The organism is Acidiluteibacter ferrifornacis, assembly GCF_009909615.1.
Taxonomy (GTDB): Bacteria; Bacteroidota; Bacteroidia; order Flavobacteriales_E; family Vicingaceae; genus Acidiluteibacter; species Acidiluteibacter ferrifornacis.
Genome location: NZ_WWNE01000003.1, coordinates 347,183 through 372,505, shown reverse-complemented (window position 1 = coordinate 372,505; position 25,323 = coordinate 347,183). Strand labels below are relative to the sequence as shown.

Annotated in this window: 15 protein-coding genes and 1 tRNA gene; 7 read left to right on the top strand and 9 right to left on the bottom strand. The window is 37.3% G+C overall.

Annotated features, from left to right (window positions below; genetic code table 11):
• Window positions 1-32 precede the first annotated feature (32 nt).
• Both GQN54_RS01825 and GQN54_RS01820 read left to right on the top strand, forming a co-directional pair.
• Window positions 33-12,023 carry a T9SS type B sorting domain-containing protein gene (locus GQN54_RS01825; protein WP_160631372.1) on the top strand — a complete coding sequence of 3,997 codons (11,991 nt, stop codon included), beginning with the start codon at window positions 33-35 and terminating at the stop codon, window positions 12,021-12,023.
• A 2-nt stretch (window positions 12,024-12,025) separates the two neighbouring features.
• Window positions 12,026-12,943, top strand: coding sequence for a PorP/SprF family type IX secretion system membrane protein (locus tag GQN54_RS01820; protein WP_160631370.1), 918 nt, complete (start codon window positions 12,026-12,028; stop codon window positions 12,941-12,943).
• A gap of 1 nt (window position 12,944) precedes the next feature.
• Here the strand turns inward: GQN54_RS01820 and GQN54_RS01815 are convergent, their stop codons facing one another.
• The 7 genes from GQN54_RS01815 to panC all read right to left on the bottom strand — a co-directional run bounded on the left by GQN54_RS01815 (window position 12,945) and on the right by panC (window position 18,570).
• On the bottom strand, window positions 12,945-13,559 hold the full coding sequence (locus tag GQN54_RS01815) for a polysaccharide deacetylase family protein (protein WP_160631368.1): 615 nt from the start codon (window positions 13,557-13,559) through the stop codon (window positions 12,945-12,947).
• A 1-nt stretch (window position 13,560) separates the two neighbouring features.
• Window positions 13,561-14,931, bottom strand: a complete 1,371-nt coding sequence (radA, locus tag GQN54_RS01810; protein ID WP_160631366.1) for a DNA repair protein RadA — start codon at window positions 14,929-14,931, stop codon at window positions 13,561-13,563.
• Between the two features lie 11 nt (window positions 14,932-14,942).
• Entirely contained in the window at window positions 14,943-15,800 is an 858-nt protein-coding gene (locus GQN54_RS01805) for a tetratricopeptide repeat protein (protein WP_160631364.1), read from the bottom strand.
• Window positions 15,801-15,864: 64 nt separating this feature from the next.
• The gene (gene rfaE2 / locus GQN54_RS01800; RefSeq protein WP_160631362.1) at window positions 15,865-16,368 is read right to left on the bottom strand and encodes a D-glycero-beta-D-manno-heptose 1-phosphate adenylyltransferase; all 504 of its coding nucleotides are present in this window, start codon (window positions 16,366-16,368) and stop codon (window positions 15,865-15,867) included.
• On the bottom strand, window positions 16,352-17,353 hold the full coding sequence (locus tag GQN54_RS01795) for a lysylphosphatidylglycerol synthase transmembrane domain-containing protein (protein WP_160631360.1): 1,002 nt from the start codon (window positions 17,351-17,353) through the stop codon (window positions 16,352-16,354). The genes rfaE2 and GQN54_RS01795 overlap by 17 nt, the downstream gene beginning before the upstream one ends.
• A 5-nt stretch (window positions 17,354-17,358) precedes the next feature.
• The gene (gene panD / locus GQN54_RS01790) at window positions 17,359-17,709 is read right to left on the bottom strand and encodes an aspartate 1-decarboxylase (protein ID WP_160631358.1); all 351 of its coding nucleotides are present in this window, start codon (window positions 17,707-17,709) and stop codon (window positions 17,359-17,361) included.
• Window positions 17,710-17,721: 12 nt separating this feature from the next.
• Window positions 17,722-18,570, bottom strand: coding sequence for a pantoate--beta-alanine ligase (gene panC, locus GQN54_RS01785; RefSeq protein WP_160631356.1), 849 nt, complete (start codon window positions 18,568-18,570; stop codon window positions 17,722-17,724).
• 136 nt (window positions 18,571-18,706) lie between these two features.
• On the opposite strand from panC, the gene GQN54_RS01780 reads away from it, so the two are divergent.
• The 3 genes from GQN54_RS01780 to glmS are packed head-to-tail and all read left to right on the top strand — an operon-like array spanning window position 18,707 to window position 22,720.
• Window positions 18,707-19,534, top strand: coding sequence for a glycogen/starch synthase (locus GQN54_RS01780; protein WP_160631354.1), 828 nt, complete (start codon window positions 18,707-18,709; stop codon window positions 19,532-19,534).
• Window positions 19,535-19,563: 29 nt separating this feature from the next.
• Window positions 19,564-20,871: a DUF4270 family protein gene (locus tag GQN54_RS01775; RefSeq protein ID WP_160631352.1), complete on the top strand. Its 1,308-nt coding sequence runs from the start codon at window positions 19,564-19,566 to the stop codon at window positions 20,869-20,871.
• Between the two features lie 10 nt (window positions 20,872-20,881).
• Window positions 20,882-22,720 carry a glutamine--fructose-6-phosphate transaminase (isomerizing) gene (gene glmS / locus GQN54_RS01770; RefSeq protein ID WP_160631350.1) on the top strand — a complete coding sequence of 613 codons (1,839 nt, stop codon included), beginning with the start codon at window positions 20,882-20,884 and terminating at the stop codon, window positions 22,718-22,720.
• A 76-nt stretch (window positions 22,721-22,796) separates the two neighbouring features.
• Here glmS and GQN54_RS01765 read toward each other — a convergent pair whose 3' ends face one another.
• Complete coding sequence (locus GQN54_RS01765; protein WP_160631348.1) at window positions 22,797-23,624, bottom strand: universal stress protein; 828 nt, start codon at window positions 23,622-23,624, stop codon at window positions 22,797-22,799.
• Between the two features lie 169 nt (window positions 23,625-23,793).
• Window positions 23,794-24,726, bottom strand: coding sequence for a PfkB family carbohydrate kinase (locus GQN54_RS01760; RefSeq protein ID WP_160631346.1), 933 nt, complete (start codon window positions 24,724-24,726; stop codon window positions 23,794-23,796).
• Between the two features lie 172 nt (window positions 24,727-24,898).
• On the opposite strand from GQN54_RS01760, the gene GQN54_RS01755 reads away from it, so the two are divergent.
• Together GQN54_RS01755 and GQN54_RS01750 are read left to right on the top strand one after the other, a co-directional pair.
• Window positions 24,899-24,972 (top strand) — tRNA-Asn (locus tag GQN54_RS01755).
• Window positions 24,973-25,034: 62 nt separating this feature from the next.
• Window positions 25,035-25,295, top strand: a complete 261-nt coding sequence (locus tag GQN54_RS01750) for a GIY-YIG nuclease family protein (protein ID WP_160631344.1) — start codon at window positions 25,035-25,037, stop codon at window positions 25,293-25,295.
• The last annotated feature ends 28 nt before the right edge of the window (window positions 25,296-25,323 follow it).

Sequence of the window (25,323 nt, the reverse complement as noted above, 5' to 3'; positions counted from 1 at the left end):
GTTTTTATTTCAAGCCAACACTTCGATAAGTTATGAAAAGATATTATTCGTTTTTATCTAGCCTACTACCCCTATTTTTTCTCTTAACTGTTATTTACTCACAAAAAGGGTTTGCTGTAAACTCAGCAAAGGCAGCTGTACTTGTTGAAAGTTGGTCTTTTGAAAATAGCTTGAAATTTATAAATCATAATCCCAGCTTAGACTTTGCAAAAAAGTTAAATGCAAACTTAAAGTCTACTCCAGATGCTATGGCACTTCGTGTTGTAGGAGCAGATATTGGGACTAAAAATCCTACATGTAATGGTGCAAATGACGGTAAAGCATGGGTTAATTCTATAACGATATTTGCTGGAAGTCCAGGGCCGTTTACTTATACTTGGACACTGCTTGGTGTGACAGTAGCCACAGGCGATACAGCAAAAAATTTAGGAGGGGGTTCTTATATTTTGAAGGTATTTGATGCCAATGATAATACTACATTTAGCAAAGGTTTTACGATTACCAATCCTATTGATTTAGCTGCAAATATGTTTCCCGTAGACGAAACTTGCTTTGGTTCATGTGATGGAGCGGCATTTACAGGTGCCACTGGAGGTACGCAATTTTCTGGAGGTACCTATAAATACCTTTGGTCAACGAATGAAACCACAGATTTTATAACCGGCTTATGTGTGGGAACCTATACTGTAACAATTACAGATTCTGCAGGATGTACCACAAGCGATAATATTACTGTAGGAGGACCAACCTTAATACAACCCAACGTTACGGTAACTCCGGTAAAATGTAAAGGAGATAATGATGGTACTGCATCTTCTAATCCTAGTGGTGGTGTTGGTCCATACAGTTGGTTGTGGTCTAATTCTGCAACTACTTCCTCAATATCTAATTTAGTTCCCGGAAATTACACCGTTACTGTTACAGATAATACCGCTTGTGCTGTTACCCAAACTGTTTCAATTACTGAACCGGCAACCTTGTTGTCTGCAAGTATTTCAATTGTAAACCCAATTTCTTGTGACGGAAATACAGATGGAATATTGACTGCTAACGGAATTGGCGGCGTTTCACCTTACACCTCATATGTCTGGTCAAACAGTCAAAATACAAAAACTATAATAAATCTTTCAGCCGGAACCTATACTGTAACTGTTACGGATAATAACGGATGTTCGAAAACCGCAATAACCACTTTAGTTAATCCGAGTCCTGTTACTGCATCAATTACGTTACCAGCCACCAATGTTAGTTGTAACGGATTGGCAGATGGTTCAGCGATAGTAGTTCCTGGAGGAGGTATTGGTGCTCCATATACTTTTTTGTGGTCTGATAATCAAACAAATTCTACTGCGACAGGTTTAGCGGCGGGTACTTATACTGTAACTGTTTTTGATGGAAATAATTGTGAAGGTGTTGACCAAATAACAATTACGGAGCCAGCTACACTTGTTGCTTCGATCAAGAATCCTGTTAAAAATATTTCTTGTTTTGGTGGTTCAGATGGTGAAATGGAAGCTGAGGGCACTGGAGGGACATTAAATTATTCATTTCTATGGAGTAATGCTACTACTACAGCTTTAAATTCTGGATTGACTCCTGGCACCTACACTGTTACCATTACGGATGCTAATGGATGTACATCAATAGCTCAAAATACGTTAACTGAGCCTGCACAAGTTAGTGTAAGCATTTCTCAAACTTCAAGTGTTTTATGTAATGGAGGCAATCAAGGTGCTTTGTTGGCAGTAGGTGCTAATGGAACACCTGGTTACAATTACTCATGGAGTAATTCAGTAAATACAGCTGCGAATAGTGGGTTGACAGCTGGGACATACACAGTTACTGTTACAGATGCTAATTTGTGTACTGCAATTAACCAGTTTACAATAGGCGAACCAGCAACAGTGTCAGCAGCTATCAATACATTTAGTCAACCACTTTGTAATGGACAGTCGAATGGTTTTGCTACTGTTACACCAAGTGGAGGAACACCAGGATATACCTACTTATGGAGCACCACAGCTACTACCCAGACGATAAATGGTTTATCTTCCGGAACATATTCAGTTACTGTAAATGACGTCAATAATTGTTCTGCAGTAACGCAAATTACCTTGAATGATTTAAGTACTGTTACGGCTACAATTAATTTGCCAGCTACAAATGTATCTTGTTTCGCTGGGAATGATGGTGTAGCAACAGTTACTCCTGGTGGTGGCGCTGGTGGTTATACTTATTTATGGTCTGATAATCAAACTACCCAAACAGCAAATGGACTATTAGCTGGTAATTATACCGTTACCGTTAGTGATGCAAATGGCTGTACAGCTACTGATCAAGTGGTCATAAATGAGCCTACAGCTCTCGTTGCTTCCATTAAAAATCCCGTAAAAAATATATCTTGTTTTGGTGGAGCCGACGGTGAAATAGAAGCAGAGGCCTCAGGAGGAACTCCAAACTATACGTTTTTGTGGAGCAATGCTACTACTACTGCATTAAACTCTGGATTAGCTCCAGGAACCTATACTATTACAATAACAGATGCTAATAACTGTACATCTACTGCGCAAACAACGATTACTCAACCTTCACAGGTTGGTGTAACGATTTCGCAAACCGCTGCAGTCCTATGTAATGGAGGAAATCAGGGTGCATTATTAGCAACAGGTACAAACGGAACACCGGGTTATAACTATTCTTGGAGTAATGCTGTCAATTCAGCTGCTATAACTGGATTAACCGCAGGCACCTACACTGTAACAGTGACAGATGCCAATTTATGTACAGCAACCAATTCTTTTACTATAAGTGAACCGACTGCACTATCAGCGGCGATCAATACGTTTAATAATCCTCTGTGTAGTGGTCAATCTACTGGTTCTGCTACGGTAACCCCGAATGGCGGAACTCCGGGTTATACCTATTTGTGGAGTAATACAGCAACTACACAAACAATAAATGGACTAGCTGCAGGTACATATACAGTTACTGTAAATGATGTAAACAATTGTACTGCAATAACCCAAATTACTTTAAATGATCTAAGTACTGTTACCGCTAATATTAACTTACCTGCAACTAATGTCTCTTGTTTTGGAGGGAATGATGGTGCTGCTACTGTTACTCCAGGTGGAGGTGCAGGTGGATATTCATACTTATGGTCAGATAATCAAACTAATCAAACCGCTAATGGTTTAATTGCAGGAACATATACAGTTACGGTAAGTGATGTTAATGGATGTACAGCTCAGGATCAAATAGTAATTTCGGAGCCATCTCAACTGAGTGTAAATATCACTGCTTCTTCAAACCCTTCTTGTAACGGCTTGTCAGATGGGAGTGCTACTGCTACTGATAATGGAGGCGGAACAGGAGCGATTGGCTATTTATGGAGTAACACTGCAACAACTTCATCTATTAGTGGATTGGGAGCTGGTACTTATACTGTAACTGTTACTGACGCAAATGCTTGTACGGCAACTGATCAAATTACATTGATTGCTCCACCTTCTTTGAGTATAGCAATTACTTCGCAAATAGATGTTTTATGTAAGGGTAATAATACTGGTTCGTTAACCACTACGATAACGGGTAATGGAACACCGGGATATACTTTCTTATGGTCCAATAGTCAAACTACACAAAATGCAACTAACCTAATTGCAGGAAGCTATACGATTACCATCACTGATGCTAATGCTTGTACTGCAACGGCAACAGGGACTATTACTGAACCTGCAACTGCCTTAACTGGTACGATTACTGGTATCAATGCAACATGTAATGGATTTTCAGATGGAAGCGCAAGTATTGTTGCTTCGGGAGGAACAGTTGTCAGTAATTACAACTATTTATGGTCGAATAATGAAACTACCTCGTCTATTTCAGGAATTACTTCAGGAACATATACAGTTACAGTAACTGATGACAATAACTGTCCTTTTATTGATCAAGTTGTGGTTGGACAGAATTCTGTCATTAATACCTCTACATCAAGCACAAATGTAGATTGTTATGGAGATTCAACTGGAACAGCAAACATTACTGCATTGCCTGCAAACCCGGGATATACTTATTTATGGTCCTCTGGAAGTACCAATACTTCTGTAACGAATTTACCAGCAGGAAAGTTTTATGTAACAGTTACCGACCCGATTGGTTGTTTTGCAATAGACTCTGTCACAATTACTCAAAAAGACAGTATTGAATTCAATATCACTAAATTTGACGCAACTTGTAACTCTTCTACCGATGGTGTTGCATCAGTAAGTGGGACTAGAGGTGGCACCCCAGGTTATTCTTTTGAGTGGAAAACCGGTTCTTTAAATGGTCCAACCATATCAACGTTTAGTACAATATTGAATGTTGCAGCAGGGAGGTATTATATAATAGTATCGGACATAAATGGTTGTTCAAGTGCTGATAGTGTGGATATTTTACCTTCTAACCCGATAAATCTTAGAATAAGTGATACCATTAATGTGAGTTGTAATGGAGGTGCGGATGGAGGTGCCGTTGTAGTTGCTACTAACGGTGCAGGTGGACCTTATACCTATTTGTGGAACAATAACCAAACCTCAGATACACTTAAAAGTGTAGTTGCAGGAACATATACCGTGACCGTTACAGATAACAGTACTTGTACAGGTTCAATATCCATTGCCATTTCAGAGCCTACTCCAATCAATACAGTGTTAACTTCTGATAGTGTTTCATGTTTCGGTTTTACAGATGGTTCTGCAACCGCAACTCCAACTGGAGGAACTCCTCGAGTAACAGCACCGGCTTACGACTTCTTGTGGTCCAATTCTCAAACCACCTCAACAATTAATGGACTAATCGCAGGTAAATATCTTGTTACAATTACAGATGGTAATGGATGTACTAAGAAAGATTCTGTTACGGTTTTTGAACCTACAGTTTTATCAGCCTCTGTAACTCCATCTCCTGCTTTGTGTAAAGATAGTGCAAGTGGTTCAGCGACTGTAACAGCTAATGGAGGGACCCCGTCTTATTCCTATTTATGGAGTAACAATGGGACTAATCAAACTCAAAATAATCTGTTAGCAGGCACATATACAGTAACAGTAACCGATAAAAATGGTTGTTCAATTAGTGTCAATACATTGGTTGGAGAGCCAGCAACAGGTATATCTTCTGTTACTTCCTCTACTAATGCTACCTGTAGTGGTTTCGCAGATGGTACAGTATCAGTAACTCCGTCAGGAGGTACACCTAGTGCACTTCCTCCTGGCTATACATTCTTGTGGTCTAATTCAGCAACTACTCAGTCTTTAACTGGGTTAACATCCAATAGATACTATGTTACCATAACAGATGGAAACGGCTGTACTGCAATAGATAGTGCAGATGTTCTAGATGGTATCTCTATTTTCTTCTCAGTTGATTCTATAAAAATGGTTGATTGTAATGGAGGAAATGATGGTTACATTGAAGTTTCAGGTATCAATGGGACACAGCCTTATTCTTATGTTTGGGCAAACACTACATCAACAACAGGGATTGCGAATAATTTATCCGCAGGGAGCTATACAGTAACTATCACCGATGATAACGGTTGTTTTAAAGACACTACTTTTGTCATTACTGAGCCTGCTCAGCTAGATGTTTCAGTGACTACTAACGATATAAGCTGTAGTGGTAAAACAGATGGAAATGCAACAGCAACTGCTATTAACGGAACTCCAGGTTATTCCTTTGTTTGGTCGAATATGCAAACTGGTTCAACAATAAATAATTTGGCAGCAGGTCCATATTCTGTTACAGTAACTGATACCAATGGGTGTACTGACGTTGCAAACTTTAACATTAATCCTAGTCCTGGTTTCACTATTGTAGATTCTGTGAACCACAATCGATGTTTTGGTGATTGTTTCGGTTCTATAGAAATTATAAATGTATTGAATAGTACAGCCCCATTAACTTATACTTGGAATCCTATACCTCCAAATGGGCAAGGTACCAGTGGTGCTCTTGGGTTGTGTGCTGGAACTTATAATCTTAATATCGTAGATGGAAATGGTTGTGACACCAATTTAACTTACACGATTACAGAACCTACCCAATTAACCACTGTCACCAATTCGACTGATGCAACTTGTAGTGGTTTTGCAGACGGTACAGCAACTGTAACTCCAAATGGAGGAACACCTAGACCAACAGCCCCTGGATATACTTTCCTTTGGTCAAATACATTCACTACTCAGTCCATATCAGGGCTAACCTCTGGAAAGTATTATGTTACAGTGACCGATGGCAATGGATGTACAACCAGAGATAGTGCAGTTGTTCAGGACGGAATCTCCATTTTTGTATCACTTGATTCCATAAGAATGGTAAAATGTAATGGTGGGAACGATGGTTATATAGAAGTTTCGGGAATAAATGGAACAACACCTTATAGCTACTCTTGGTCAAATACGACTTCCACTACAGGTATTGCAGATAATCTATCCGCTGGTGTTTATACGGTTACTATAACTGATGATAATGGATGTTTTAAGGATACGACGATTACAATAACGGAACCTAATGCGATTACAATAGGGGGGACAATAACCAATACGAGTTGCAATGGGACCGCGGATGGTGCTATTGCTGCTTCAGTGTCCGGAGGAATTCCTCCATATAGCTATTTATGGTCAACTTTTAGTACAAATTCTTCAATTTCTAATTTGTCTGCCGGAACCTATACTGTTACTGTAACAGATGATAGTTCTTGTATCGCTACTAATTCATTTACCATTACCCCGAGATCTAATTTTACCTTTGTTGATACCATTTTTAATAATAACTGCTTTGGAGACTGCAATGGTTCTATTGAAATATTTAATCTAGCAGGTGGAACTGCTCCTTACACATATACTTGGAGTCCTGTTCCAGCAAACGGTCAAGGAAATAGTATCGCATCAGGATTATGTGATGGCACTTATGATTTAACTATATCAGACGCGAATGGTTGTGACACCTCTATAAGCTACACTTTGGTATCTCCAAGTGATATATTGGTTAACACTACTTCAACCAATTCCAACTGCTTGGTATGTAATGGTACAGCTACAGCTACTCCATCTGGTGGGACACCAGGATACACATATACTTGGTTCGACGCTTCTTTTGGTCCGATTGGGCAGACGGGATCAATCGCAAACAATTTATGTGCAGGAGTCTATAACGTAGTTACTAGAGATGCTTTTGGTTGTTTGGATACCGCCTCAGTAATAGTTGTAGATAATAATGCACCTGTGATATCAACTTCTGCCACTGATGTTTCTTGCTTTGGATTCTCAGATGGAACAGCTACAGTAACTGGGCCATGTAATCCAGGTGTAAGTTGTACAGTTGAATGGTTAAATAATACAGGGGTCCCAATCGGACAGACAACTGCCACGGCTACTAATTTAGCTTCAGGAATTTACATAGTAGAGGTTACTGCTATAGCTGGTTGTAAAGCATATGATACAGTTTCTGTTGGAACTCCAACTCAGATCATCGCTAATCCCGGATCTACTCCTGTTAGCTGTGCTGCTGCAACTATTTGTGATGCAACTGCATTTGTTGCTCCTACTGGTGGAAATGGGCCATACACCTACTTTTGGTCTACGACGGCTACTACAGATACAATTAAGAACTTATGTGTAGGGACTTACACCGTAACGATTACAGATAATAATAATTGTTCAATAACGACTACAATAAATGCAGTTCTAGGTGGATCATATGTAGTTACAATGAATACTATTCCTGAGACTTGTGATAATTCTTGTGATGGGGAAGCATCTGTATCCATACCGGCCGCATCATTCAATCCTCCCTATTCATATAATTGGAGTCCTGTCCCTGCTGGTCAGCAAGGAAACTCTTCATTAAATGGTCTTTGCAGTGGCACTTATAACGTGACAGTGACTGACGGTTCAGGGTGTACTTTTACAGCTAGTAATACTGTGGGAACACAGTTCCAAATCATTCCTAATGATAATTTTACCAATGTGAGTTGTGGAGCAACATGTGATGGAACGGCCACAGTTATTCCTACTGGCGGTTCAGGGACATATAACTACACATGGACTCCAGTGCCTGCGAATGGACAAGGTAATAATACGGCAACAGGATTATGTGCAGGACCAATAGAAGTACTAATAGAAGATCTTGTCAATGGATGTGATACAATTGTACAATTCAATATCTCCAATTCAATAAAAATATTACCTAATGAAGTTGTTGCAAATGCTAAATGTAATGGTGATTGCAATGGAACAATATCCTTAGCACCAACCGGTGGTAATGGATCAGCATACACTTATGTTTGGACACCTGTTCCTCCGAATGGTCAGGGGACTCCAAATGCTAATGGGCTATGTGCTGGCACATATTCGGTGGTTATTTCTGATAATGGCGGTTGTGATACTACTTTAAATATTACAATCACAGAGCCTCTTGCAATAAGCTCAGGAATTGCGAAGATAGATGCAACTTGTAACGGAAGTTGTGATGGAGTAGCTTCGGTTACCCCAATTAATGGTGTAGCTCCTTATAGCTATGTATGGTCTAATTCGTTAACAACTGATACTATTAAAAATTTATGTGCGGGAACATATACCGTAACAATTACTGATGACAATGGTTGTCAAATAACTGACCAGGTCATCATAACTGAAGATGCACCAATTTTGGCAACTACCAGTTCAACACCTAGTACTTGTGATGTTTGTAGTGGTACAGCAACAGTAACGCCTTCGGGCGCAGGTCCGTTCACCTATGATTGGTTTGATAATATAGGTACTCCGCTAGGCGTAACTTCTCAATCAATCATTAACCGTTGTGCAGGATTATATTCAGTAGAAGTAACCGATCAAAATACAAATTGCACCAATAGATTTATTATCCCAATAAGTGATTTTGGAGGAGAAGTGGTTACTATGAGTTCTACTAATGAATCGTGTATTGGATCATGTGACGGAACCGCAACAGCAAGCTTCACTTGTTCAAGCCCGACTTGTTCAATTGAATGGTTCGATGGTGCAACTGGATTAACAATAGGTCAAACTACAAATACAGCAATCAACCTATGCGCAGGTAACTACTATGTACAAGTTGATAATGGAGTTGGATGTGTTACAATAGAAACCATTGCTGTAGGTTCCCCAAACCCACTTAGCTTAACTGCTACTTCAACTGATGCTACATGTGCTAATAGCTGTGACGGTACTGCTACTGCTAATGCTATAGGAGGAACTGCTCCCTACAGATATGTGTGGTCACCAGCACCTGGTTCGGGGCAAGGAACTGCAAATGTTACCGGATTGTGTGTTGGTACTTATAATGTACAAATATTTGATGCTAATGGATGTGACCTTTCAACTACAGTAACTGTAGGGTCACCACAAGCTGTGGCAGTTTCATTTACTTCTGTTGATCCAGACTGCGGATTAGCTAATGGAAGTATAACTGCCACGATTAATGGAGGTTCAAGTCCATATTCTTTACAGTGGTTTGACGGAGCTAATACTTTGTTGGTTGGTCAAACTAACCCTGTAATTACGGGTTTAGCAGCAGGAAGTTATACTTTAAGGGTTAGAGATAATTCAAGTTGTGAAGACTTTTTCACTTATAGTCTATCCAATACAAATGGACCATCTGTAACTCTGGACTCTACAACAAATATTTCATGTAACGGCTTAAATGATGGTGAGATATTCATTAGTGTATCTGGAGGTACAGCACCTTATCGCTATTTATGGTCTCCTAATGGTTTAACATTCGAAGATATTACTAGTCTTAGCGCTGGTTCATATACTGTTAGAGTAACAGATGCAAATGGATGTATAACATTCGAAACCTATACTATTTCATCTCCTCAAGCAATAACTGCAAACTTTAATACCAATGATGCTGCATGCGGATTGTGTGATGGTAATGCAGAAGTAACTATATCAGGAGGAACAGCTCCCTATCAATATACATGGAGTAACGGATCAGATAGCACAAAAGCAGTGAACTTATGCGCGGGAATCTATGTTTTGAATGTGAGAGATGCCAATGGATGTGCTGAAACTTTTAATATTAATATCAATAATGCAGGAGGTCCAAGTAACGAAATTATTAGTGTGACTGATGCCACTTGTAGAAATACATGTGATGGAACAGCAACCGTAACTCCAATTGGAGGTACTGCACCATATTCATACTTCTGGCCTCATAATGGAGCAACGACTAGCACATTAAATAACCTATGTGCGGGTTCATACTTTGTACAAATAATAGATGCAAACGGTTGTATGAGAGTAGCAAATGTAGTTGTTGATGAACCAAACGAACTTGTATTGAATAGTACAATAACACCTGCGACATGTAATAATTTCCCTTGTGATGGTTCAATATTATTGAATGTGACCGGAGGAACGGCACCTTATTCATTTAATTGGGGACCAATAGTATTACCTGATACCAATTACGTAGATGGCCTATGTGCTGGTAGCTATTCAGTAGATATCTCCGATGCGAATGGCTGTATACAGACTTTCACATTTGTTGTTTCAAATACAACAATTCCAATTAATCCTGTACCAACCGCAACCGATGTGAGTTGCTTCGGAAGTTGCGATGGAACACTTACAGCAAACATAACTTCAGCACTAGTTGACTACCAATGGTTCGATGCAAATAGTTCTGCAGTAGCTGCAGTAAATTCAGACGCGTCAGGGTTGTGTCCGGGGAGATATACTTTAGAGCTAACAACCATTCCTGATGGATGTAAATATTACGAAACAATCGATATTAATGAACCTTCTCCACTAATTTTAACTCAGCCGGTCGTTAGTAATATGAATTGTGCCACAAACTGTGATGGTCAAGTCTCTATAAATGCAATCGGAGGAACTTTACCATATCAGTTTGTATGGGATGACCCGAATAACCAAACTGCTAACACTGCAACTAGTTTGTGTGCAGGAACATATAATGTGGTTGTTACTGATGACAATGGATGTTCTGCAACTACTAACGCAACTATTACTGCTCCTAGTCCTATTGTGATGACTGTGGTTTCTAAAACAGATGTAACATGTAGTAGCAACTGTGAAGGAACAGCAGAAATTTCCGTAGCAGGAGGAATAAGCCCTTATAGTATTTCATGGAGTGGAGGACAATCTTCAAATATTGTTACCGGGCTATGTTTTGGGCCAAACTTAGTTACCATAACTGACGCTAATAACTGCGAGTTTGTTGATACAGTGTTTATTGCTGCACAAGACACAGTAGTTGCATTACCTGGTGCAGACTCTGTAATTTGTGATTATGGTAATATTGTCTTGAAAGGAGCTACATTAGGGACTGGAGTTGTAGATGCAGATTGGTATAATTACCCATCATTCAATCTATTCACAACTTCATTGGATACTACATTTGAGCGTTCATTAGGAATGTATCAATTCGCATTGATCGCAACTAACGGTTTGGGATGTAATGATACAGCAATTAAAACAATTCAGGTTACCCCTAGTCCAATAATTGACGCGGGAAGAAATGTTAGAATCTTTGATGATGAAATTGCTCAGATTGATATTCAAGGTGAAAATGCAACCTATAAATACCTATGGGTGCCGGGTATTAACCTAAGCGACTCAACCATCGCCAATCCAACTTCTGATACGCGAGAAACGATTACCTATACGTTATATGTAACAGATACAAATGGATGTATTGGAAGTGATTCTATGAAGGTTATCTATCAAGAGCCGATAACATTCCCAACTGGATTTACTCCTAATGGTGACGGAACTAACGATGTTTGGAACTTATACTTTATTGCAGATTTCCCAAACACTACCGTTACAATTTTCAACCGATGGGGTGAAAATATCTTTGAATCCAACGGGTATACTAAACCGTGGGACGGAACATACAAAGGGGAGGCACTACCAAGTGGAACCTATTACTACATCATTGATTTAAATGATCCTCAATTTGAACCAATGACAGGACCAATTACGATAATAAGATAATTATGAAAAAATATTTAAGTATCCTCTTTATTCTAGGTATTGGTATATGTACTGAGGCGTTTGGTCAGCAAATGCCTCAGTTTACCCAATATCAATTAAACGATTTTATAATGAATCCTGCTGTTGCGGGTTCAAAGTCTTATTTTGAGGCAAAATCCAACAATAGGTATCAGTGGGAAGGAATTACAGACGCTCCACGGACCTTTACTTTAGGTGTTAATGGACCTCTTAGTAAAGAAAACATGGGAGTTGGTGGGTATGTATTTGTAGATGTTACAGGCCCAACAAAGCGTACTGGTTTTAATTTAGCATATGCCTATCATATTCAATTAGGAACTAATATTAAACTTTCATTAGCCGCAAATGCAGGCGTCGTTCAGTATACATTAGATGGATCTGAGATTATACTTGAAAATGATAATGATAATGCGTTTAACAATAGTTTGCAGTCGACTTTAAAACCAGATGTTGGCTTCAGCTTTTATCTATATGGTAACAATTTCTATTTTGGTGGATCAGCACCGCAATTAATAAAAAGTGATCTAAAATATGATGACACTCCAATACGATCTGGAAAAATTGCTGACCATTATTTCTTAATGGCCGGCTATAAATATGAGATCAATGAAAAGTTCACTTTAGACCCAGGAGCGGTTTTGAGGTATGTAAAACCGCTTCCTTTACAGTATGAATTTACTTTAAAAGCGACGTATAATGATATGTTGTGGGCAGGACTCTCTTATCGCAAAACAGACGCTTTAGCTTTATTAGTAGGTTATACGATGAATAACACATTATCCATTGGCTATTCTTATGATTTTATTCAGTCTAGTATTGCGACTTATAGTACTGGCTCGCACGAGTTAATGATAGGGATTAGATTTAATGAAACAGGAGTAAAAAAAGTGCCGACCGAATAATCTAGCGCTTAATAGATACACCTTTAAAATTATTTTCTCTCATAAAGATTAATGTTTTCTCTAGAGCGTATCTCATATTATTATCAGCTTTTATACTGTCATGAAAAACAACTACCGAACCTGGCTTTAAGTTCCTTTTTACATTATTAAAGCATGCCTCAGGTGATCTATTTTTGTTGTAATCTCCACTTAAAATCGACCACATAATAATATGATAATTTAGTGATTGAATTAGTTTTATTTGAGACTTTTTAATTCGACCATATGGAGGTCTGAATAAATTTGATGAAATAAATTCACCTGCATTTTCAATATCCTTTAGGTAAGTTCCATCGTCTGTGTTCCAACCCTTCAGGTGTTTGTGAGTATGGTTTCCTACTGCATGACCTTCATCTAAGATTCTTTGGTAGATTTTAGGATGCTTTAAAACATTATCCCCAATACAGAAAAAAGTGGCCTTAACGTCGTACTCTTTTAACTTTTCCAATACCCATGGAGTGACTTCAGGAATAGGTCCATCATCAAAGGTCAAGAAAACTTCATTCCCATCAGGAGTTTCATCCCAATTGAGTAGCGGGTAAATTTTCTTTAATACTTTTGGGATGTTAGCAATCATTTTAAGCAAATAATAATTCAAAAACTTGCTCTATTTTAGCTACAAAAACAAGTTCTATTTTATAGTTTTTTTGTTCGATACCCTTTTTGTTGTATTTCGAAAGGAATATCTTCTCAAAGCCTAGTTTTTGACCTTCCATAATTCGCTGCTCAATTTTACTAACAGGTCGAATTTCTCCAGATAGGCCTACCTCAGCAGCAAAGGTATACTTAGAGTTAATGTGAATGTCTTCACTTGATGATAGAATGGCACTAATCACTGCAAGATCAATTGCGGGATCGTCCACGCGTATTCCACCCGCAATGTTTAAAAATACATCCTTGATTCCTAGTCTAAATCCACATCGCTTTTCTAATACAGCAAGCAACATGTTTAACCTTCTTAAATCAAAACCAGTGGAAGAACGTTGAGGAGTTCCATATGCAGCGCTACTAACTAGTGCTTGAACCTCAATTAACAACGGACGAATCCCCTCTACTGTGGCAGCAGTTGCCGACCCACTTAATGGTTCATCTCTACTCCCAATCAACAACTCTGAGGGATTGTGAATAGGCATAAGTCCCATACTATTCATTTCATAAATTCCGAGCTCATTGGTGGATCCAAAACGATTCTTTTGTGCCCGAAGTAATCGATACATAAAGTTTCGGTCTCCTTCAAACTGGAGAACAACATCAACCATATGCTCTAAAACCTTAGGACCTGCGATGCTTCCATCTTTGGTGATGTGGCCTATTAAGAAAACGGGAGTAGCTGTTTCCTTTGCAAATCGCATCAGTTCGGCAGTACATTCTCGAATCTGAGAAATACTACCGGCCGAAGATTCGATTAACTGAGAATGAATAGTTTGGATAGAGTCAACAATAACGATGTCAGCTTCTAGTCCGGCTAAATGCAATAAGATGTTTTGCATGGAAGTTTCCGTGAATAGATAACATTCCTGATTGAGAGAGCCAATACGCTCTGCTCTCATTTTAATTTGCTGTTCGCTTTCTTCACCTGAGATATAGACAATTTTTATTCCTTTCATTTGCATAGCAAGTTGAAGCAATAATGTCGATTTGCCAATTCCCGGCTCTCCAGCAAATAAAATCAATGATCCTGGAACAAGGCCTCCTCCTAAAACTCTACTTAATTCACCATCAGTTAAAGGATACCTTGTTTCCTCGTTAAAGACTACTTCGGTAATTTTGGTGGGTTTAATCGTTTTTTTTGAAGTAATTAAAGCACTTACACTATTTGAAGGAGCTTCCTTTTGAATTATTTCTTCCACATAGGTATTCCACTCGCCACAAGACGTGCACTTCCCAACCCATTTAGGTGATTGCATGCCACAATTTTGGCAAAAAAATGCCTTTTTTAACTTCGCCAATTTATGTTGTTTTAAAAAGTAATATCAATATCTCTTCGTTTACTTTTCTTATTTGAACCACAAAGGTTTTTAATGTTCACATCCGCAGTTTCATATCCTAAATTCAATGCTTTCTGATAATCTAAACAAGCCTCTTCTTTATTTCCTATTTCATATTTTGCCTCTCCACGATAGAAATAAGCCTTACCTAAATTTGCATCTCTAGAAGCGATTACTTGATCAAACCCTTTGATCGCTTCTTCATATTCTTTCAACCCCAAATAACTCAATGCTAAATTAATTTGTCCATCTACCAATTCTGGTTCCTTCTCTAAGGCAATTTTAAAATCCTGCATCCCTTCTTCATAACGATTCAATTCACCTTTTGCTGCTCCTCTATTATAAATAGCTGCGGCGTAATCTGGTTTCAATGAAATGGCCTTATTATACGCTTCAATTGCTGCATTGTATTTAAATAATTCAGCTAAACAATATCCCTTATAATAATACATTTCAGCAGAGTCTGGTTTCATCTTTATAGCAATATTGATATCTGACAATGCCTCTTTATATTCCTCTAAAAAAACATAGGCCGCTCCTCTATTAAAAAATAGAATGGGATTTTCTCTATCATACTTGATCGCTTTACTGTAAAGTTTTACAGCCTCTGAAAATTTATCTTGTTTGTGTTTTGCATCAGCTAACAATTTCAAATAAACAGGGTCTTTTGAATGTTCTGAAAGATAGGCCTCTAGAGTAGATTCAGCTTTTGAGAACTGTTCCGAATTATACTCATTTGTAGCAATCTCTAATGTTGTTTGAGCAACCGAATTATTTAATGCCAAGAAAAAAGATAAAACGGTAATGGTAAATAGAAAATTCTTTTTCATCGAAAAAAGGAATTGAGGTTATATCCTACGAATCTAAGAAAAAGCAGTGTAAATCTATAATCGATTAATCCTTGAATTGCTTTATTTTTTGCTCGATAGAGGTAGTAGAGTGTCCATCTAAGAAATCCACTATTTCCACTTTTCCACCATTCTTTAGCACGATATCGTGACCTGCAATTTGTTCAATCTTGTAATCTCCCCCCTTAGCTAAAACGTCAGGGATAATTGCTTTTATTAATTCATAAGGCGTTTCTTCATTGAAAATAACAATAGCATCTATCATGGACAAAGCAGCCAAAAGAAACGCTCTGTCTTTTTCGTTTTGTATTGGACGATTTGGCCCTTTATTCAATAATTTTACTGAAGAATCTGAGTTCAAGCCCAATATGAGCTTATTGCCTAAATCTTTAGTCTTAGCTAGGTACGAAATGTGTCCGGGATGTAGAATATCAAATACGCCGTTTGTAAAAACTACTTTCTGATTCTTTAATCTCCAAACCTTCACTAATTTTAGAACGTCATCAAGAGACTTTACTTTATTGGAAATAATATCAATCTGTCGCAACATCTTTCTTCTGGTTAATAACACGAATCATAATAATTGAGATAACGCCCAACACGATGATCATCATGGTTTGTGCCGTCCAAATAATCCAACCTAAAGCCAAAGCAGATGTTTTTACTACACCATAAAGCGTTAAGGTTTCCATAACCGCAATGGGGTAAACTCCAATTCCTCCCTGAACAAAAACTATCGAAAGTCCTCCTAAAACAAAAGACGCTAATACTCCTGCAATGGGTACATCTGCAGTATCAGACAAAGCGAAAAAACACACATAGTGCATCGCCAAGTACATGATCCAAATAAAAGCGGTATGCAATAAAAATAACCCCTTCTTCTTCATAGTAGCGATTGACTTCACTCCTTCTAGAACCCCTTTAAATAATTCTCTAATTTTTACAAGAATTGGATTTTTAGATTTAGACATTAAAAGAAAAAGAAAGACACCTCCACCAATAAATAAAATCGACCCAAACAAAATTAATTTCTCCACTGAAAACTTATCACCTCCTTGAGCTATTGTTTCTGACAATAGGTCTCTAAGCATATCCAATTCCATAAAGATAACTGAAATAGTAATTAAAGCTAGAATTATCAAATCAGCAACACGCTCTGCTACAATGGTTCCAAGTAGTTTGTGAAATGGTATTCCTTCATATTTTGCCAAAAGTCCTGGACGAGTAATTTCACCTAATCTGGGAAAGGCCAAATTGGCTATGTACCCAATCATCACCGTGAAAAAGCTATTCCAAAACCCTGGAGTTTTCCCCAATGGCTCGATAGTATATTTCCATCGAATAGCACGAGAAACGTGACTTAAAATTCCAAAAAGTACGGAAAGTATAAGTACAAAATAGTTGGCATGAGTGAATGAGTATGATAAATTGTCTCTTTCTTCTAGTGTTAGTCCATTGTATACATACCAAATTAGAAACACTCCAAAGGCCAACGGGATGGCTAACTTTAGAAAGGTGAGGATGTGTTTTTTCAAAGGAGTTATTTTAATCGATTAGTAGATTCGTCAGGAAAAATTACAGAAGGACGGAACGATTTAGCAGCTTCAAACTCCATTATACCGTAGGATATTATGATAACGATGTCTCCTACTGCGACTCTTCTGGCGGCAGGCCCGTTTAAGCAGATTTCACCTGAACCTCTCAACCCCTTGATAATGTATGTTTCTAAACGCTCGCCATTGTTTATATTAACAATCTGAACTTTCTCTCCCTCTATCATATTGGCAGCATCCATTAAGTCTTCATCGATAGTGATACTACCAATGTAATTCAAATCTGCCTGAGTAACTTTTACTCTATGAATCTTGGATTTTAATACCTGTACTTGCATAAGGGTGCAAAATTAAGCAATAATCGGTAAATTGTCGATTAAACGAACAGAACCAACTTTGACCGCAATAAATAAATGAAGATCACTCGATATGTCAGAAACCATAGGGCTAAGAAGCGTTTTTCTGTTTACCACTTCCAAATATTCCACTTCGAACTGGGGAAATGAATTAATAATGTTAATCGATTGATTGACCAATTCAGCTGAATTCTCTTGGGAATAATTTTTAGAGATAAAGTTTAATTGTTTAAAAATTACAGCAGCATCTGAAGCTTGCTGATTAGTTAATAGTTTGTTTCTTGAACTTAAAGCTAACCCAGAACTTTCTCTACTTATTGGGCATCCCACTATGTTAACGGAAAGCTTTTCTAATTCTACAAGTTTTTGAACAATTAATAGCTGCTGATAATCTTTTTCTCCGAAGTAAGCAGTATCAGGAATCACAATATCGAATAGTCGTTTTACAACTATAGCCATTCCGTTAAAGTGTCCAGGGCGATGTTCTCCTTCCAATACGTCACCAAGCGTGCCGAAATCATAGACTTTATCAACCTCTGAAGGGTAAATTTCGTCAACTGATGGAGTAAAAACTATGGGGCAGCGGACTTCTGAAAGCAATTTTAAATCGGCCTCAATTGTACGAGGGTATTTTTTTAAATCTTCAGGATTGTTAAATTGTTTAGGATTGACAAAAATACTACAAACCACAAGGTCATTATTTGTCATGGCGCTATTAATCAAACTTATATGACCACTATGCAAAGCTCCCATAGTAGGGACAAATCCAACTGTTTTCCCCATGCTTTTTTTCTTTAAGAGAAAGGAATGGAGCATTTCTGCGGATGTAAACTGTTTTATCATTCAATATTTTTAATAAAAATCCTTTATAATTAACCTTTTAGAGCAAGCGAAAAAGTGGGGCAAGGTAAACCTCTTGTTGAAAAATCGCAATAAAATTCGTACTTTTGTATCGCTTTTGTTAATTAATCCATCCTTTATGACTAAGAAAAGAATACTTTTTATCTCTCAAGAAATAACACCATACACAGAAGAAACAGAAATTTCAAAAATAGGAAGATATCTTCCTCAAGGAATTCAAGAGAAAGGAAAAGAGATAAGAACATTCATGCCCCGTTTCGGATCTATTAACGAACGAAGAAACCAACTTCATGAAGTTATTCGACTTTCCGGAATGAATTTGATTATTAATGACAATGACCATCCGCTAATAATTAAAGTAGCTTCAATTCAGCCAGCAAGAATGCAGGTCTATTTTATTGATAATGAAGATTTTTTTCAAAGGAAAGCTGGAGTGGTTGATAAAAAGGGAAATTTCTTTGAAGATAATGATGAGCGATCAATCTTCTTTTGTAGAGGCGTTTTGGAAACGGTCAAAAAATTAGGGTGGGCGCCAGACTTGGTACATTGTCACGGCTGGATGACTAGTTTAATCCCAATGTTTTTAAAAACATCCTATAAAGATGAACCTCTGTTTGAAAACACTAAAGTTGTTTATTCAGCATATGATGATGAGTTTGATGAATCATTAAACAATTCTTTTGCGAAAAAGTCGTTAATGGAAGGGATTGAGGAAAAGGATGTGGCACTTTATGAAAATCCCACACACGAAAATATCACAAAAGCAGCAATCTCTTGGGCTGATGCTTCAATAATTGGTTCGGAAGAAACCTCTGAGGAAATCGTAAGATTTGCCGAAGAGTCAGGCAAACCGTTTTTAACTTACCATTCAGAAGACAGATATGTAGAGGCTTTCTCTGCTTTTTATGATGAAATTTTAACCGAAGAAGAAGTTTTAGCAGAATAATGATACAGCACATATTTTCAAAAGATAACATGCGGAAAGTACATTTACTTTCCGCTCTCTTTTTTTTAGGACTAACTGTAAACTCTTGCAAGAAAGAAGGAGAACTAACGCCTGAATTTGAAGAAAATAACGCGAGCGTTTATTTTCATGACACCAATACCATAAAATCCTTCACAGTTAAAGATGACTCTATTTTAACTAGTAAAACAACCCGATCTCTTATTGGGATTTATCATGACTCTGTATTTGGAGAAGTGAAATCCTCTTTTTTTTCACGACTTTCAATGGTAGGTACCAACTTAAATTTTGGAGCCCCATCTGTTCTCAGAGTTGACTCTGTAGTTTTTGCACTTAAGTATTCCCAGTATTATGGAACTCAGGACGCTCAAAATATCGAACTTTTTGAACTTACAGAAGATATGAATGATGACGGGAGTTATTACTCCAATGATTCAATTGCGTTTTCTAGCTCACCGATTGGTAATACAACTTTTACTCCAACGCTAGATAGTACATATATATCAGGACAAGCTTTTCCTCCTTTACTGCGGATTAGGGTTGATAATAGCATTGGGCAACGGTTTTTAAATGAATCAGGGCAATCCACGTTTACTAGTCAGGAGAACTTTAAAGCTTTCTTTAAAGGTATTCATGTAAAGGTTACCTCGTTAAATAATAATAACACCACTCGAGGAGCTATTACTTATTTTGAACCTACTTCAGTAGTGTCTGGTCTATATGTATATTATTCAGATTTTTCTTCAGGAAGTCCAGTTTCTAAAATAGAAAGGTGGGCTATAGCTACCGATGATCAAAGATTTACTAAGTTTGAGCATAACTATTCAGGAAGTGTAGTTCAATCAGTATTAGATGGCTCCTCAAATGATGGCAGTGTAACTTATTCTCAAGCAATGGCAGGAGTAAAAACATTAATAAAGATACCTTTTGTTAAGAATCTCACGGAAGTTTTAGAAAGGCCAATCATTAATCAAGCAGAGATTGTAATTCCTGCTGTTCAAAGTACTATTAATCAATATGGGTATCCTTCAAAAATGATTTTGATTGCAGCAGATTCATCTGGTTCAGGGGGGGTGTTTTTGCCTGATTTCTTTGTAAGTGAGGCGTATTATGGAGGAGTTTATGACGAATCAACCAAAGACTATAAGTTTAATATAACAAGACATATTCACAATGTTGTCAATAAAAATAGAGCAGATTATGGTTTATACTTGCTTGTTTCTGGAACGTCGGTTTCTGCAGGAAGAGTAATTATAAAAAATCAAACGAATAATTTAGAAGGAATTAAGTTAAATTTGACTTATTCAACAACAGAATAAAACAAAGTATATGTGTGGAATCGTTGCTTATGTTGGAGAGAGAGAGGCTTATCCAATATTAATAAAAGGACTTAAAAGATTAGAATATAGAGGGTATGATAGTGCTGGAGTAGCACTATTAGGCACTAGAATCAATTTATATAAAAAGCAAGGTAAAGTATCTGAATTAGAGAAGTATGCTGAGGGAAAGGAAACTGCTTCTACTATTGGAATTGGGCATACTCGTTGGGCAACCCATGGTGCTCCAAATGATGTAAATGCGCATCCTCATACTTCAGGAGATAGTAATTTGGCGTTAATTCATAATGGGATTATTGAGAACTATGATTCATTAAAAAAGGAATTAATTAATAGAGGACATCAGTTTTCAAGTGAGACAGATACGGAAGTTTTGATTCATTTGATTGAGGAAGTGAAGAAGATTGAAAAATGTTCCCTTTTAACCGCTGTTCAATTAGCATTAAAGGAAGTAATTGGAGCCTATGCAATTGTAATTTTATCAAAAGAAGATCCTGATACACTAATTGTTGCTAAAAAGAGTAGTCCCTTAGTAATTGGAGTTGGAGAGGGTGAATTTTATGTTGCTTCCGATGCTACACCGATTATAGAATATACAAAAAATGTATTGTATTTAGAAGATGAAGATATCGCTGTATTAACAAAGGGTGAAAAAATTCAACTGACAAATATTAAAAACCAACAAAAAACAGCTAATACAATTGAGTTGGAAATGAAAATTGAAGCCATTGAAAAGGGTGGATATGAGCATTTTATGTTAAAAGAGATATATGAACAACCTACTTCTATTAGGAACAGCATGCTTGGCAGGTTAAATACTGTGAATGGTGAAGTAGTAATGGGGGGTATTGAGGAGTACGAGCATAAATTTATGAATGCTAAACGCATCATATTTGTAGCTTGTGGTACTTCCTGGCACGCAGGTTTAGTAGGAGAGTATATGATTGAGTCATTGGCAAGAATCCCTGTTGAAGTAGAATATGCCTCTGAGTTTAGATATAGAAATCCTATTATTAATTCAGATGATATTGTAATTGCTATTTCGCAGTCAGGTGAAACTGCCGATACACTAGCTGCATTGGAAATCGCCAAGGAAAAGGGAGCTTTAATTTATGGAATTTGTAATGTGGTAGGATCCTCAATTGCACGCGCAACTGACGCAGGTTCTTATACCCATGCAGGACCTGAAATTGGCGTGGCATCAACTAAAGCTTTTACTGCCCAAGTTACTATTCTAGCATTGATGGCTTTAACTTTAGCTAAGAAAAAAGGGTCAATCAGTGAAAGTAGATATAGAGAGTTAGCTTTAGAGTTGAATAATATTCCAAATATTGTAGAAAAGGTATTAGAAACGAACGTAGCTGTAGAATACATTTCAGATATCTACAAAGATGCAAAGAACTTTTTATACCTTGGTAGAGGTATTAACTTCCCTGTGGCATTAGAAGGGGCATTAAAGTTAAAAGAGATTTCTTATATCCATGCTGAGGGGTATCCTGCAGCAGAAATGAAGCATGGCCCAATTGCATTGATTGATGCAGATATGCCTGTAGTGGCTATTGCAACCAAAAAGAACTCTTACGAAAAGGTTGTCAGTAACATTCAAGAAGTGAAAGCTAGAAATGGGAAGATTATAGCAGTGGTAACTGAAGGAGATACTGCTGTTAAAGAAATTGCCGATCATGTGATAGAAATTCCTGATGTAGACGACTTCTTTGATCCATTGATTACAGTTATACCTTTACAACTTTTATCGTATCATATTGCAGTTATGAGAGGTTGCAATGTAGATCAACCTCGTAATTTGGCAAAGAGTGTTACTGTAGAATAGAATACATATTGATTTGAACAAAAAAAGCCGCTTGAAATTAATTTCAAGCGGCTTTTTTTATGAAGGTGTATTTCTTTTATCCAAATGATTCAGGAACAAATTCTTGAGTTGGGTTCATTATAATCACCGGAATTTCTTCCTTGTTTCCTATTACTTCTTGCTCGCCTCCACCTTTAAATAAGTCAGGCAGAATACCTCCTTCCTTACTATTTACAATAGCAATAATATCTGCATCAACTTCTTTAGAGTATGAAATGACTTGTTGTAAGTAGTTTGTTGTAGATGGAGCAACTTCTACTACATATGGAATCTTTCTTTCATCCAAGTAGTGTTTGGCAAAAGTTAGTTCTCTATTTACTTTGGTTCTCAAGAATTCATCAGATTCATTGGAAGCGAAAATATGAACGGTACTACCAAAGTGTTTGGCAATACTTGTGGTAATAGATAGTTTTTGTTTTGTCTCTTGCGCAAATCGAATAGGCAATACTATTTGTTTGTAAAGGCCTTTTGCTGTTTTTCGTTGAACAATAACAAATGGCACCTTCGAATTGTTAATCACTTTTAATGCATGACTTCCTGTAATATGCTGTAGACCCTTTACTCCATGAGTTCCCATAATAATCAACATGGCTCCAATTTCTTCTGCAACTTGACCAATATCTTCAAAGATGCTACCCTTTTTTACAACATATTTTGTTGTCACACCATAGTCTGCGTAGGCTTCTTGGCACCATGCGTCCAATTTATCCTTTGCTGCAGATAACGCTTTGTCACTGCTAACTACGTGTAATAGATGGACTTCTCCATCAAAACTTTTTGCTACCATCGCAGCATGATTAATTGCTGTTTTTGCAACATCTGTAAAGTCAGTTGGGACTAGTACTTTGTAAATAGAGTTACTCATATTTGTTTGATTTTATGTTGAGGACGTATTCAAAGATAATTATAATTAGAGAGTTTAAAAATATTATCTTGAAAAACTACTATCAATTAATCATTGAAATAGATGGGATATCAAAAGCCCCTTTTTGGTCATTATACCCAAAAGGGGCTTTTAAAAAAGTTGGATAGGCTTACAAGCTATTTTCTAACTCGATGTCAAATTGAACTAGATCTACAAATTGCTTGACTCTAACGTCTATTTCTTCTTCTGTTAAGCTCTCTATTCTTTCTGTTCCAAACTTTTCTACAGTAAATGAAGCTAATGCGCTACCAAAGATAATAGCTCTTTTCATATTGCCAAATGAGATGTCTTTTGACTGTGCAAGGTATCCGATAAAACCACCAGCAAAAGTATCTCCTGCTCCAGTTGGGTCAAATACTTCCTCTAATGGTAATGCTGGGGCAAAAAACACTTCATTTTGGTTAAATAATAATGCTCCGTGCTCTCCTTTCTTGATGATTAAGTATTTTGGGCCCATTGCCATTATCTTTTGAGCAGCCCTTACTAGAGAATACTCACCAGATAATTGTCTTGCTTCCTCATCGTTAATGGACAATACATCCACTAATTTGATGGTTTCTTTTAAGGCCTCCAACTTTATGTCCATCCAGAAGTTCATTGTATCTGCAACAATTAGTTTGGGACGGTTTGGAAGGCTTTCAATAACTTGCTTCTGAATTTCAGGATCAAGATTTCCTAACATCAAAAATTCACAGTCTTTGTATGATTCTGGAACAATCGGCTTAAATGATTCCAAAACATTTAGCTGAGTGTCTAAAGTATCTCTTGTATTCATGTCATTGTGATAACGACCAGACCAAAAGAACGTTTTTTCGTCTTTTTTAATCTCAATTCCATCTGTATTGATTCCTCTATTTTGCATCATAGTCAAATACGATTCAGGGAAGTCTCCACCCACTACAGAAACCACGTTTACATTTTTAACAAACCTTGTGGCTGCTAGGCCGATATAAGTGGCAGCACCACCAAGGATTTTATCTGTTTTCCCGAAAGGGGTTTCAATTGCATCAAATGCAACGGTTCCAATAGCTAATAAACTCATGAATTATTTTTTTTGTATTTTTTTGCAAATATATTGTTTAATTGAAAACTTTATATAAATTTGCAGCCCCAATCGAAAGAAAGATTGAAATAAAATTTAAATAACAGCGGTTATTTATTCATTTTTGATAATTTTGAATCCAGAATTTACTCCGGTAAATAAAAAAATAAATTCCTCCTTAGCTCAGCTGGTTAGAGCATCTGACTGTTAATCAGAGGGTCCTTGGTTCGAGCCCAAGAGGAGGAGCAACAGAGCTGCACATTTTGTGCGGCTCTTTTTGTTTATAGGGTTCTGTATTTTTTTGATTTATGCCCAACTACGTTTATATATTATATTCGAAAAGCATTGATAAGTATTACGTTGGTAAAACAGAGAATCCAGAGGGGAGATTGAGATATCATAATTCAGCATTAAATCAGATTTGGACGAAACGCGGAAAGCCTTGGGAATTAGTAAAGTTCATTGAATTTGAAAATTCAACACTTTCGTCAAAAGCGGAGCGCTTTATTAAGAAACAGAAAAGTAGAAAGTTCATTCAGGAAATAGTTGAATTAGGATGGAAAGGTTAGCGCATCTGATCCCGATGGGTCGGGAAGT